Raw genomic sequence first — 14,056 nt, 5'->3', positions numbered from 1 at the left:
TCATAATCTTAAACTACTGTTGTTATAAAAAAACAACAGGATACACGATGCACTATTTTGAACTGACATGCGTAGCATATTTGAAATCCGATCTGGATTTTCACCGGAGTTTCGAAACCCTCTCCGCTTTTATCACCTTTTCGATGATGCGCGGAGGGTTGGAGGAAACCCATACCAAAAGCGGGTATAAGCACTACGTATTCGGCGGACTCCTCCCGACGCAAAGCGATAAAACCTATAAAAAAGGTTCCACCTACCGTTTCGCCATCCGGGCTCTCGACGAAGCGTTTATCACCCTCCTCTCCAAAGCGCTGCGGCAAAACATCGACCACCCCGATCTGATCGTCGTCGAAACCGCGCATAAAAAAACAACCCCTTTTTTTATTCAAGAGCTCTACAGCGCCACCCCCGTCATCGTCACCTGCGAGGGAAGCCTCTACTGGACGATGGAGAAAAACGGCGATATCGTACAGCTCCAACGTCAGCTTCACGACAATCTGGAAAAAAAATACCAAAGCTTCTACGGTGAAGCAATCAAAGCACCCCAAAACTTCATCCAGATGATCGAAATCAAAAACCGCGTCCCCCAGAATATCAAAATTCACAAAGACGGTAAACCGGTCACCTTTTTTGGCAACAAGTTCAGAATCGTCCCCAACGAAGACCCCATCAGCCAAAAACTGGCGTTTATCGCACTGGCGTGCGGACTGGGGGAGAAAAATAGTTATGGCGGGGGGTTTTGTTTGGCTGGGGGGATGAGATGATATATGATGTATTAGAAGTTTTCAAAAAAGAGTATGAACAAAAAGGGGATAAGCTGATTTTGGATAATTATCAGCTAAAAGATGGGTTGTATGTCAAAATTAATGATAATGGAAACATCGGTTATTATATTAAATCAAGTCAAAAAGTTAAAAAAGATGGAAAAAATGAAACAGAACATTCTTTTAAAGACACTTTAAGCAATAATCAAAATCTCCTCTATGAATGGTTTAAACAAAGAGATTATTATAGTAATGTAATTGATACAGGTAAAGCATACGATGCTCCTAAAAAAACGATTCATAATAATAATTATTTAACACTTTTTATGAAGATAGAGTAGTTTTTAAATCTTGATTTTTCTCATCTTAGAACAAAGCTTTTCAATAAAGTGTTAAGTTTTAAAGAATTTGATTCAAAAAATGAGAAAAGAATTCTTGCAAGTTTTTGTCATGTTATCAAACCTTTAAGTCGAAAAAAAGACATCGTTAAGAAAATGAGACGACTTGAATATGAGCTTTTATACTTGAAAGAGTTTGCAAAAGAATATAATCCAAAAGAGTATATAAGGGTTTATTTTGATAAAAATGAGGAAATTTATAAACAAGAAAGTGCAATTTATATTGCACTTAAAATCTATAATAAAAACAAATATTCAATAGAAACGAACAAAATTATATATGGTTTATCAAATGATAATATGGGACTGAATGATAAAAAACCTTTTTTGGAACAAAAAACAAGAAAATTAACAACGCCTTTTATGATTTCCTCTGATATTGCGATGCAAAGCAAACTATTTTTTGATTGGTTAGCTTTACAGCCTTACAAGACAGATTTATTTAAAAACATATTTCTTAATAAATACTCTGATAATGGAAAAGCAATTGTTAATGATTTTGATTATCTACCACTCAAAATTAAGAAATTCAATGATTCTATCCGAATTCACAATTATCTTCAAATTCCAAATAAAGAAGATGATGAGATTCATGAGCTTTGGCAGCTCGAAAATGTAGTAGACGAAGTTTTTTACAATAGACAGTTGAAACATAACTATTTTAGAGATGATCTAAAAGTTTCCGATTTCGTATCGAAAAAATTGCAACAACTTATTTTTGAAACCAAATACGCAATGGTGAACTATTTCAAAAAATTTGATGAGAGGGAGTTTTATCAGGTTGTCAAAAAATACGGGACTGATTTTGTTATTGAACATCTACGGCAAAATCGGGAGTATAGGGCTAAAGAGAGTTTGAACCTTAAAGTTTCATTATTACATCATAAAGGAGAACAGATTATGGATATAAATTTCATGCAAAAAAAGATGATTGAAAAACTCGAAACATCCGATTATACAAATTTGGACAAAGTAGAGTTTTGCTATCTCGCGGGGCAGGTTTCGAAGTATTTGCTCACAAAAAGCAAATCGGGTAAAAAAGATGCGGACATGCTTGAACCGTTTTTGAGAGCCAAAAATGTGAAAAAACTCAAAGAAGAGATCAAATTTACATTTTTTAAATACAAACATGAAATCGGATTGAATCAGACTAAATTTAATAATGCACTATCACTTATTACCGCTTATGATGACAATGATCCATCGATTGATCAAGATGCATTTTTGGTCGGAGTGTTGTCACAAAATTTATTTTATATGAAAAAAGAAGGGGGATCGGATGAATAGAGTATATGGAGTCATCGGCATTAAAGCAAAAATGGCAAATTGGAATGCAGATTTTACGGGCAGACCGAAAAGTACAAGTAACGGTGATATTTTCGGGAGCGATAAAGCACTCAAATACCCGATGAAAAAGATGTGGGAAAATGAGGGCAAGAAAGTTCTTTTTATCAAAAGTTGGAAAGATGAAAAAGGTTCTATCGTTCCTCGAAAGCTTGAAGATCGTTATATTTTACTCTTTGGGGAAATTACAGATAAAACCCCTACCACAGAAGTGATGCAAAATCTTTTTAAAGCTACGGATGTTAAAAATTTTGGCGCTACTTTTGCTGAGAAAAAGCAAAATATCTCTATTACTGGAGCGGTACAATTCGGGCAAGGATTTAACAAATTTGATGATACCAATATTGAAATCCAAGATATTTTATCCCCGTTTGCCGATTCCACAAAAGAGGATGCCAAACAATCTACCCTCGGTACTAAAATCACCGTTGATGAAGCACACTATTTTTACGGATTCAGTATCAATCCAGCTAATTACAACGAGTATAAAACTCTTTTAGGGGATAACTTTCAAGGCTATAGTGAAGCCGATTATGCCGAGTTTAAAAAAGTGGCGTTGGTGAGTGCTACGTCATACAGCACCAACTCTAAAGTCGGATGTGAAAACGAGTTCGCGTTGTTTGTCGAGTGTAAAAATGATGAGTGTTATTTACCCGATTTGAGCGATTACATCCTATTTGATAGCCAAAACAGAAGTATTGATCTCTCACAAGTCGAAGAACTCATCAAAGACAAATACGCAAAAGTCGAAGTGTTTTACAATCCGTTTAAATTAGATGTTAAAACCTCTTTGAATCGATTTAACATCTTTACCCAAGAGTCTATCGCCTAATGAAAGCGATCAGTTTTAAGCTCAGTGGTAAAACGGCGTGTTTCCGTAAACCTGATGTCAATGTTTACACCTATTTTACCTATAACAATATCCATAAACCGGCATTATTGGGATTGTTGGGAGCGATTATCGGGCTGGGTGGATATACGCAACTGCACGATGAAAATGAACGGTTGAAAAAAGAGAAAAAACCTCTGAACGAGGGGTATCCCGAATTTTACGAAAAACTGGGGCACCTAAAAATTTCGATTACACCGCTTGCACCGAACGGCTATTTTTCGAAAAAAATCCAAACGTTTAACAACTCTGTAGGCTATGCATCGCAAGAGCAAGGGGGAAATTTAGTTGTTCGTGAACAGTGGCTGGAAAATCCGCAATGGCAGATTATGATTCTTGATGACGGTAGTGATGAATTTCAAAAAATCAGTGAGTATTTGATAAATGGAAAATCGATTTTTATCCCTTATTTAGGTAAAAATGATCATCCTGCGAAGATAGAGAATGTCGAGTATTTAGAGGGGCAAGATCCATTAGAGGGAATAAAAATTTCTTCATTATTTGATGAAAATAAACTTCAAATTTCTAAAATAGCTCCTCGCGGGGAACTTTCTTATTATTTTAAAGAAATATCTCCTATACATTTACAATCAGAGTTTCATTTTTATGAGTATGCACCTTTGGTATTTACGAATCACATTATCGAAAGCGGTGATTTCGATAATGTTTACTCATTAGGCGGTCAAAACTATGCTTTTATCTAATTTTGGAGTCGATGAGCGATTCCATGCACATACTTCAAAAACAGATGAAATACCAAGTGAAACTTTGATAAATCATTTAGATTTGACGATGGAATATTTTCATAAAATATCTACGTTGAAAAATTTGGATAGCATCATTAATAGCTTAATCCACACAATAGACACACAAAATTTTATTCTCATTAAAGAGATGTTTGAAAATGCTATCTATCTGCACGACTTAGGGAAAAAAAATCCTTGTTTTCAAGCTAAAAAGATGAAGAACCCTCTTTTTAAAGGATTTGAAGAGTGTGGAGACAGTAACCATTCTCATGGTGGGGCATTGGAATATCTTGATTATTACAAACAAAAAATTGATGCTATACAAGATGATCATACTTACTACCGATTGATTTTTATACTTTACAACTTCGCTTATCATATCGATAAACATCATGGAGCTTTGGGAAATATTGAAACCTATTTTTCAAAAACGAACCAAGAGCAGAAAAATCATCCCGATTTTAACAATATCAAAAAAAACATAGATTCATATATTGAAAATAAGTTTGAATTCTACATCCTCAATAAACTCCTTTTCTCTCTCCTCGTCTCCAGTGATTATTACGCAACGACCGAATACATGGCGGCAATAAAAACAGAGGATTTTGGACTTTTTAGTGCTGATGATAAAGAGAGATTAAAAGCAAAGTTTGATGAATATCTCTCCTCTCCTAAGTTCCAAAATCCTCAAGGTATCAATAAACTGCGAAACGATATGTTTGAAGAAGCACAAAAAAACTTACTTCAAAACCTTGCTAAAAACATCTTTTATCTCGAAGCCCCTACGGGAAGCGGAAAAACGATTACATCGATAAATCTGGCATTGCAATTACTCACTCACGATGAAAAGCTCAATAAACTCTTCTATATTTTCCCGTTCAATACATTGGTAGAACAAACCAAAAATGTGTTTGACGAGATATTTAAAGATGAACTCAAAATAGAGGTAATCAATTCGATAACACCGATAACCATCAATGAAGAAAAACAAGAAGATGAAGAGAGTAAATACCAAAAATCGTATATCAATAGACTCTTTTTTCACTCACCTGCTATCATTACTACGCATGTGAGTTTGTTTAATATTCTCTTCGGAACGTCAAAAGAGGATAATTTCCCCCTTTGGCAACTCGCCAATAGCATTATTATCCTTGATGAGATACAAAGCTACAATAACCATTTGTGGTGGTATATGGTGGAGTTTTTCGATAAATATGCCTCACACCTCAATATCAAAATTATCATTATGTCGGCAACATTGCCAAAACTCGATTTTTTCTTGGAGAAAAAAGATAATTTTGTAGCACTGATAGGGGATGAAAAAAGAAAAATCTTGTTTGGTGATGATCTATTTAAAAAAAGCGTCACGATGGATTTCTCTTTAATTGATGGTGAGATGAATATAGAGAAATTGGTTGAGATTTTACGTACACAACCGAAAGAGAAAAAAATCCTCTTTGAGTTTATCAAGAAACAGAGTGCCAGAGAGTTTTATAACACAATCAAAGATGAGTTTGATAATGTGTATGAACTGAGCGGTGATGACAATAAAGCGTACCGTCAGTACGTTATCAATAAAAGTAAAAATGAGACGTTGATTATTGTGGCGACGCAGGTCATCGAAGCGGGTGTAGATATTGATATGGATATCGGATTTAAAGATATTTCTACGATTGATAGCGAAGAGCAGTTTATGGGACGAATCAATCGAAGTTGTTTGAGAGAGGGGATTGTTTATTTTTTTGATATGGATGATGTAGGAAAAATTTACAGAGATGATAATCGTCTAGGTTTTGATTTAAAGCAAGATAAATATAAAGAAATCCTTAGCAATAAAGATTTTGGAGCATATTACAAAGAAGTTCTAGAAGTTATACAGACAAAAGGTTTACGTTACAACAACGGACTATTGTCAAATTATGATAATTTTGCAGAGTTACTAAAAAAGCTCAATTATAAAGAGATTTCAAAAACTATGATCCTTATCAACTCTCAAAACTTTACCCTCTATTTTCCATTTCAAATCGATTTATCGATCTATGAAGGCGTTAAAGAGTTTGCCCTATTGGATGAAGTGTTTTTGACCGATGGAAAACTGGACGGGCAAAAAGTTTGGGACGAATTTAAATTAATCAATACTATCGAGGGGTTTTCAAAAAGAGAGTATCAAAAATCAAAACTTAACGCTTTGATGCAATTTTTTACGTTTACTATTTTCAAAAATTATACGGGACAAAGACCGTACATTGGCGAAGAGGAACATGGCTACTATTATGTCAAAAACTATGAAGAGTTTATAACTTCTGAAGGTAAGTTTGATAGAGAACAATACAACACTATCAAAAGTTCTAATTTTTTATAAAAGAGGAACCCCCTGCAAAAAATACAACTTTTTGAGTCGAAAAAATATGCAAAAAGTCGATTGGCTTCAAATTGTAGCCAGTTGAAAATGATAGTAAGTGAATTGTCCGAAAAAAACGGACAGTTAAAAAATATAAGCAAGTAACTGCAAAATGAGAGATAGTAATATGTTGGAAAAAAAATGATCACCGGAACCCTCATCAACTACTATTTTCACTGTAAAACTCAGTGTTGGATGCACGCCAATCGTCTAAACCTCGAAGATAACTCCGAGGATGTTCGTATCGGCAAAGTATTGCACGAGATTAACGAAGAGAAATCCCAACACACTGAGATTAAAATCGATAACGTTCGGTTGGACAAGCTCACCGCCGATTATCTCGTCGAGGTGAAAAAGTCCGACTCTGACCCCGAAGCGGTCAAATGGCAGGTGCTGTTGTATCTGTATCTATTGCGTCAAAAAGGGATCGAGAAAAAAGGGAAAATCGAGTACATCGAGGCCAACCGTCAAAATCGAAAAACGCAAATCGTCGAACTGGACGAGGCAAATGAAAAGGCCCTTTTAGAGGTTGTGGAGGAGATAGAGCACCTCATCGCCCTCCCCTCTGCGCCGAGCCCTGTTTTTGAAAACAAATGCAAAAAATGTGCGTATTATGAGTATTGTTTCATATAAACGGACTAAATACTTGACAAACTTCCCTATATATGTACAATATTGGTAAATATACTTCCGTATAATGATTGGAAATAGAGAATTATGATTAAAAAAGTACTCCAAGAGCAAAATCCGCATTGGAACGGTATGTTGATCACCTATGCGCAACGAGAGAAATTTGCTACTTTGGTTCGTTATCTCCCGCTAAAACAAATCATCACCATTACGGGTATTCGACGATGCGGTAAAAGCACCCTTGCAAAAACGGCCATACATCATCTCATCGAGACGGGAGTGAATCCGAAAAATATTCTATTCGTCAATCTCGAACAACCGTTTTTTTTGGAATATCGTCACGATGCGACCTATTTGGAGACGATTTATGAGGAGTATCTCAAACTGCTGGGTCCGATGGGGAAAATCTATGTCATCTTCGATGAGATACAGTTTTTTGAAAACTGGCAGGTTTACCTAAAAAGCAAGTACGAATCAAGCGATATCAAGTTTATCATCACGGGATCAAACTCCTCGATGCTCTCGAACGATTTGGGTACGTTGCTCACGGGTCGAAGTCTCAATATCCATCTTGACACCTTCTCATTTGCAGAGTTTCTGGATTTTTACCGAATCGATTACAGTGATGAGCTCGCGCGTCTAAGCAATAAAATCGCTATACTCAGAGCCAAAGAGGAGTATCTGCGCTGGGGTGGTTTTTATGAAGTTTTTACCGTAGAAGAACCATTGGCAAAAAAAGAGCTGCTCATAAGTTATGCGAAAAATATCATCTACCGCGACATCGTCCCTCGCTATGGGATACGTAATAGCGAAAGTATCGAGAGGCTCTTTTTTTATCTCATCGGCAATGCGTGCACGATGCTCAACTACACTACGTTAGCATCTATATTTGAACTCAGTGATAAAACCATCAAAGAGTATATCCACTATTTCGAAGAGACTTTTTTAGTCAGTCGTATCGACAGATTTCACACCAAACCCAAAGAGCGAATCAAATCGATGAAAAAAATCTATGTAAAAGATAACGGCTTTTTGCAGATATTACCGAAATTTTCCGACAATTTGGGTGCGGCTCTCGAAAACGGCGTATTTAATGTTTTATGGCAAAAATATGAGTCACTCACCTATCTCAAAGATACCTATGAGATAGATTTTTATACCGATAAAACACTCTATCAAGTCTCATACGATATCCGTGACGAGAAAACGAAAAAGAGAGAGCTAAACGCTTTTGACGCTTTTAAAAAAGGGGACGAAAGCTGCAAACTTATTACCTATGAGACCGACAAAGTCTTAGGAGATGTTGAGGTCGTAAGTTTTGAGAGATTTGCATTACAGTAATCTTTAAAGAGGCAAAAATGGCAAAAAATCATACCCGGTACATCTTTTCGATGGGGGAGCTGAAACGCAAGGACAACTCCATCGCGTTTATCAACGAAAAAGGGAATTTTTACATCCCGATCGAAGATACGCGCGAACTCTACTGCATGAATGAGGTGAGTTTCAACACCAAGTTTCTGGATTTCATCGCCCGTGCGGGGATCACGATCCATCTGTTCAACTATCACGGCAACTACAGCGGTACGTTTTATCCCAAAGATCAGCTCATCAGCGGCGATCTGACGATCAAACAATCGCTCATGTATATCGAAAACCGCCTCATCATCGCCAAATCGATCGTTAACGCCATCGCGCGCAATATTCACGAAATCCTCTACCACTACTATCGCCATGACAAAAAAGAGCTTAAGCCCTATCTCGACTGGCTCAAAAGTGATGTACCGAACTTTCTGGATAAAGAGCTGCGGATCGAACAGATACTATTTATCGAGGGGCAAATTTGGAATCGGTTTTACGACAGCTTCAGCCACTTTTTACCCGAAGATTTTCTGATGAATAAACGGGTCAAACGCCCTCCCGACAATCCGATGAACGCATTGGTCAGTTTCGGCAACACGCTGCTTTATACCAAAACCATTTCGGCGATTTACAATACCCATCTCAACCAATCGATCAGCTTCCTCCACAGCCCCCGGGAAGGTCGGTTTAGCCTGAGCCTCGATCTGAGCGAAGCGTTTAAACCGATCATCGTGTTTCGAACGATTTTCGATCTCGTCGGCCGTAAAAAACTCCAGGTAACCAAACATTTTGATAAAAATCTCAACTACGCGCTTCTCAACGAGGAGGGAAAGAAAATCTTTATCGACGCATTCGAAGAGCGGCTCAACGAATCGTTCCTCCACCCCAAACTCAAACGAAAGGTTTCCTACAAACATGCGATCAAACTCGACGGATACAAACTGATCAAAACCATCGTCGAAGGGCGCGAATTTCGACCCTTTTCACTCAAGGACAAAGAGTGAAAAAGGACACCACAAACTACAACTACGTCTTTTTGTTTTACGATATCGCCGATGAATTTAGCGAAATAGGAAAATATCGCGTCGCCAAAGTATTTAAAATCTGTAAAAAGTACCTCAAACACCACCAAAAATCGATTTTTCGAGGCAATATCACCCCCTCCAATCAAATCAAAATGACCGCCCAACTCAAAAAAGTGATCGATCCGGAACTCGATTTCATCACGATTATCAAAGTCCTCCACAGCGGCAGTTTTAGCGAAGAAACACTCGGCAACACCGACAGGGAACAAGAATCAATTTTTATCTGAATTTTTCCAACCGAATCACTGGATTTTTATTCGATAAATGGCTAAAATAAAGAGTTTTAATCGTATGAAAGCTCTTTCAAATTTCATTGTTAAAATGGTTGGAAAAAGTCGTTCCAACCCCTATTTTTAGGCAATCTAAAAAAATATAATTGCCTATTTACTTTCCTTGAACCGATACATTTGTTGTATTGAAACTAGTTTATGGCTCCTTAATACGGCTTCAAGTGCCTCTTGAACCGATACATTTGTTGTATTGAAACTCGTTAGAGTATCCACCCTCAAATGCGCTTGTTCTTCTTGAACCGATACATTTGTTGTATTGAAACTAGTTTTATCAATTATTATTTTCATCAGCACACTGCCTTGAACCGATACATTTGTTGTATTGAAACGGAGATGATAACATCCCATCTAAATACGTTATTAAACTTGAACCGATACATTTGTTGTATTGAAACGACCATGACGATGAGATTATTAGAGAGCGGATGTCCTTGAACCGATACATTTGTTGTATTGAAACATTAGAAGTATGTTATAACACAGGTTACTGGCCTATCTTGAACCGATACATTTGTTGTATTGAAACAGTAGTTGGTAATACTTTCGGAACATTAATGAAAGCTTGAACCGATACATTTGTTGTATTGAAACATGACATGGCAGAAGTTGTTGGGACGATGGAAGCGGCTTGAACCGATACATTTGTTGTATTGAAACTCTTTAGCTTCAAGAAGCTTATTGACCCCGTATGCGACTTGAACCGATACATTTGTTGTATTGAAACCGTCAAGATTGAAGAAACAAAGAGGGAACGCAAATGCTTGAACCGATACATTTGTTGTATTGAAACCGCATCCCTCCAGTTCCAACCAATGGAACACGCTCTCTTGAACCGATACATTTGTTGTATTGAAACACCTTAGCAACTTTGCGTTTGTGAAACGAAATGGCTTGAACCGATACATTTGTTGTATTGAAACTTTAGAATATAGTTCATCGATGTTCCATCGTATTCTTGAACCGATACATTTGTTGTATTGAAACTTATGATGGAATTGCATACACCATCCTAGACCATCGCTTGAACCGATACATTTGTTGTATTGAAACTTTGAAGCCTTGAGCTGCTCTACGATTTTCGCAACCCTTGAACCGATACATTTGTTGTATTGAAACAATGTTGCATCGTCCGCAAACGCGTCACGTCCATCTTGAACCGATACATTTGTTGTATTGAAACTGGCTAGAACGCGATACATACACCGCATATCAATTCCTTGAACCGATACATTTGTTGTATTGAAACGCGAAAGGACATTGTTGTCGGCGGCATTTATCGGCGCTTGAACCGATACATTTGTTGTATTGAAACAAGAAGACGTGGAAGACTACACGGCATTGCGAATCTTGAACCGATACATTTGTTGTATTGAAACCTTGAAGACTTATCCACAAGCTCTGACATGGTGTACTTGAACCGATACATTTGTTGTATTGAAACAGTGATATGTCTTCTTTTGGTCTGATTGCCTTTTCTTGAACCGATACATTTGTTGTATTGAAACAAGAAGACGTGGAAGACTACACGGCATTGCGAATCTTGAACCGATACATTTGTTGTATTGAAACCTTGAAGACTTATCCACAAGCTCTGACATGGTGTACTTGAACCGATACATTTGTTGTATTGAAACGTAGGTATGCCATTACCGTTATCAGCTACATAAAAACTTGAACCGATACATTTGTTGTATTGAAACGAATTAAAGATCATGTGACGGCCTAGTTCGCCCCCGCTTGAACCGATACATTTGTTGTATTGAAACGGGTAAATGGTTGTAGCGGTATCCCATAATCCCCCCTCTTGAACCGATACATTTGTTGTATTGAAACCCCAAACGTATCGGCTATCGAAAGCTCCGTCGCCGTACTTGAACCAATACATTTGTTGTATTGAAACGAAATTAATAAACCGTTTATCAAATTATAGTCATACTTGAACCGATACATTTGTTGTATTGAAACCCCGAAGAGCAAGAAGAGATCACCAAAAACACGCCACTTGAACCGATACATTTGTTGTATTGAAACCTACAAAGCGATTGATTATTTCAACCTCTTTTATCCTTGAACCGATACATTTGTTGTATTGAAACTACATTACCCGCTTTAGTGGGGTTCCGGATACACGTCTTGAACCGATACATTTGTTGTATTGAAACGATTCGGTAATAGTTGTAAGACCGTGACCAAAGGTACTTGAACCGATACATTAGTTGTATTGAAACTGTCGCTTTTGTAAACAGTTGGACGGAAGAAGAAAACTTGAACCGATACATTTGTTGTATTGAAACATTATCTAAATTCTCTCGTCGTTGATATCCCGATTCTTGAACCGATACATTTGTTGTATTGAAACTTTCTCAGTGTATCAATACAGAAACGAAGGACTTCAACTTGAACCGATACATTTGTTGTATTGAAACGTTACCGTTTTATCGATCGATGTTGCGTAGTCACTCTTGAACCAATACATTTGTTGTATTGAAACGCCCATGAAGAAGAGGAGATTTATAGAGCCATTTTCACTTTCTACATATTATTTAACTGATGTTACGCACTCGATTCGTTTTCCGTCATCCTCGGGCTTGACCCGGGGATCCATCCCCATAAGAGAGAGCTGGATTCCCGATCGAGTCGGGAATGACGAAGCCAAAGGCAACTTTGAATGGTTAAAACCAATACTATGCGTAAGGTCAGTTATTTAATTCTTTTTTTTAACGACACATCCCCTCTATCTCTTCCACCGTTTTCGCAATCATGTACGAGAGATTTTCACATCCCTCAGAGGTGATGAGGATATCGTCTTCGATACGGATGCCGATTCCCCGGTATTTTTCCTCTACCGACTCATCGTCGGATCGGATATAGATCCCCGGTTCGACCGTCATGACCATGCCGGGCAAAAACGCCAGACTCTCTCCCGATTCATCGACGTAAGGACACGGGTCGTGGACATCCAGCCCCATCCAGTGACCGATTCCGTGCGGGGCGTATTTTTTGTGGGCTTTTGATTCGAGAAGCGTATCCAAATCTCCGTGGAGAATCCCCAGATCGATCAGGAGCTGACACAGCAGCTCCTCGCTGTAGCGTTGCAGCCAATCGCGTTTGACCCCCGGTTTCATCGCCGCGATCACTTTGAGCTGAACCTCCAGTATTTTTTCGTAGAGCTCTTTTTGCGGTTCGGTGAATTTTCCGCTGACGGGAAAAGTACGGGTGATATCGCTGGCGTAGAGTTCCCATTCGCACGCCGCGTCGATCAATACCAGATCGTCATTTCCGAGGATATCGCGGTTATCGATGTAATGGAGGGTATTCGCGTTATTTCCCACTGCGACAATGGCACCGTAAGCTTCGCAAAGCGCCCCGCGTGATTGAAACTGATAGGTCATTCGGGCCTGGAGTTCGTATTCCATCATCCCCCCCCGGCATATGCGCATCGCTTCGTGGTGCGCTTCGGCCGTGATGGCAACCGCTTTCTTGATAAGAGCGATCTCTTCCTCTGATTTGATGAGCCGCATGGATCGGATCAGGTAGGTGAGATCGTGCATCGTCCGGATATGGGACTTCACCCCGCGCGCGGCCTGAAGTGCTTTGGCCCCTTGTTTCGCTTGCGAGAGAAAATGCCCCTCATCGTACAAATCGATATACATACGGGTGTGTTCGCGTAAAATCTCCTGAATCTGCTCAGGGTAAACCGCGATATCCCGGACCTCGTCGATACCGAGTTTCTCGCTGGCCCGCGCGACCCCTAGACGCGCTCCGTTCCACAGGGCGTGTTCATCGTTGATCTCTTCGACAAAAAGGAGTGTTTTGGATTCGTGCGCCGTTTTGATTAGAACCAATACCGAGTTATCCTCATCGAATCCGCAAAGGTAGTAAAAATCGCTGTTCTGTCGGTAAGGGTATTCGGTATCGTTGGAGCGTGTTTGGGGAGAGGCTGAGGCGATAATCGCAACCCCGGCCTCCATGCGCTCAAGAAGTTTGTTTCGGCGGTTTAAAAAGTGGTTTTCATTCATGGCGTTATTGTGCCATAAATAACAAAAATCGCAAACGGTTTTCAGAGAAACATTTTCGCTATTAAGCGAAAAGCGGTCCCCTTGTTCTGGGCACTCTGCCGAAGAGAACTCAACGTTAGCGTAGCGCATCG

The 14,056-nt window shown here is 38.7% G+C and carries 11 protein-coding genes and 1 CRISPR repeat array; of the genes, 10 read left to right on the top strand and 1 reads right to left on the bottom strand.

Annotated elements, in window-relative coordinates; all coding sequences use genetic code 11:
• Window positions 1–47 precede the first annotated feature (47 nt).
• From M0P91_RS06150 to cas2, 10 genes are all read left to right on the top strand, one after another.
• Window positions 48–764, top strand: a complete 717-nt coding sequence (locus M0P91_RS06150) for a CRISPR-associated endoribonuclease Cas6 (protein WP_295065707.1) — start codon at window positions 48–50, stop codon at window positions 762–764.
• Window positions 761–1,105 carry a hypothetical protein gene (locus tag M0P91_RS06145; RefSeq protein ID WP_295065705.1) on the top strand — a complete coding sequence of 115 codons (345 nt, stop codon included), beginning with the start codon at window positions 761–763 and terminating at the stop codon, window positions 1,103–1,105. The genes M0P91_RS06150 and M0P91_RS06145 overlap by 4 nt, the downstream gene beginning before the upstream one ends.
• A 48-nt stretch (window positions 1,106–1,153) precedes the next feature.
• Entirely contained in the window at window positions 1,154–2,449 is a 1,296-nt protein-coding gene (locus M0P91_RS06140) for a hypothetical protein (RefSeq protein ID WP_295065703.1), read from the top strand.
• Window positions 2,442–3,338 carry a type I CRISPR-associated protein Cas7 gene (locus tag M0P91_RS06135; RefSeq protein ID WP_295065701.1) on the top strand — a complete coding sequence of 299 codons (897 nt, stop codon included), beginning with the start codon at window positions 2,442–2,444 and terminating at the stop codon, window positions 3,336–3,338. Before M0P91_RS06140 ends, M0P91_RS06135 begins: the two co-directional genes overlap by 8 nt.
• The gene (gene cas5b, locus M0P91_RS06130) at window positions 3,338–4,099 is read left to right on the top strand and encodes a type I-B CRISPR-associated protein Cas5b (protein ID WP_295065699.1); all 762 of its coding nucleotides are present in this window, start codon (window positions 3,338–3,340) and stop codon (window positions 4,097–4,099) included. The genes M0P91_RS06135 and cas5b overlap by 1 nt, the downstream gene beginning before the upstream one ends.
• Complete coding sequence (gene cas3 / locus M0P91_RS06125; RefSeq protein WP_295065697.1) at window positions 4,086–6,503, top strand: CRISPR-associated helicase Cas3'; 2,418 nt, start codon at window positions 4,086–4,088, stop codon at window positions 6,501–6,503. Before cas5b ends, cas3 begins: the two co-directional genes overlap by 14 nt.
• Window positions 6,504–6,683: 180 nt before the next feature.
• Window positions 6,684–7,175 (top strand): CRISPR-associated protein Cas4, encoded by a 492-nt coding sequence (locus tag M0P91_RS06120; RefSeq protein WP_295065695.1) that lies wholly within the window; start codon window positions 6,684–6,686, stop codon window positions 7,173–7,175.
• A gap of 84 nt (window positions 7,176–7,259) precedes the next feature.
• Window positions 7,260–8,513, top strand: a complete 1,254-nt coding sequence (locus M0P91_RS06115) for an ATP-binding protein (protein ID WP_295065692.1) — start codon at window positions 7,260–7,262, stop codon at window positions 8,511–8,513.
• Between the two features lie 17 nt (window positions 8,514–8,530).
• On the top strand, window positions 8,531–9,535 hold the full coding sequence (gene cas1b / locus M0P91_RS06110; protein WP_295065690.1) for a type I-B CRISPR-associated endonuclease Cas1b: 1,005 nt from the start codon (window positions 8,531–8,533) through the stop codon (window positions 9,533–9,535).
• Entirely contained in the window at window positions 9,532–9,843 is a 312-nt protein-coding gene (gene cas2 / locus M0P91_RS06105) for a CRISPR-associated endonuclease Cas2 (RefSeq protein WP_295065688.1), read from the top strand. Before cas1b ends, cas2 begins: the two co-directional genes overlap by 4 nt.
• Before the next feature lie 165 nt (window positions 9,844–10,008).
• A CRISPR array of direct repeats spans window positions 10,009–12,397; the repeat unit is 30 nt; unit sequence CTTGAACCGATACATTTGTTGTATTGAAAC.
• Between the two features lie 226 nt (window positions 12,398–12,623).
• Here cas2 and M0P91_RS06100 read toward each other — a convergent pair.
• Complete coding sequence (locus M0P91_RS06100; RefSeq protein ID WP_295065686.1) at window positions 12,624–14,054, bottom strand: aminopeptidase P N-terminal domain-containing protein; 1,431 nt, start codon at window positions 14,052–14,054, stop codon at window positions 12,624–12,626.
• Window positions 14,055–14,056 lie beyond the last annotated feature (2 nt).

The organism is Sulfuricurvum sp., assembly GCF_023229695.1.
In the GTDB taxonomy this organism is placed as follows: domain Bacteria; phylum Campylobacterota; class Campylobacteria; order Campylobacterales; family Sulfurimonadaceae; genus Sulfuricurvum.
Note: the sequence above shows the minus strand (reverse complement) of the source record. Positions and strands in the feature narration are given on the sequence as shown.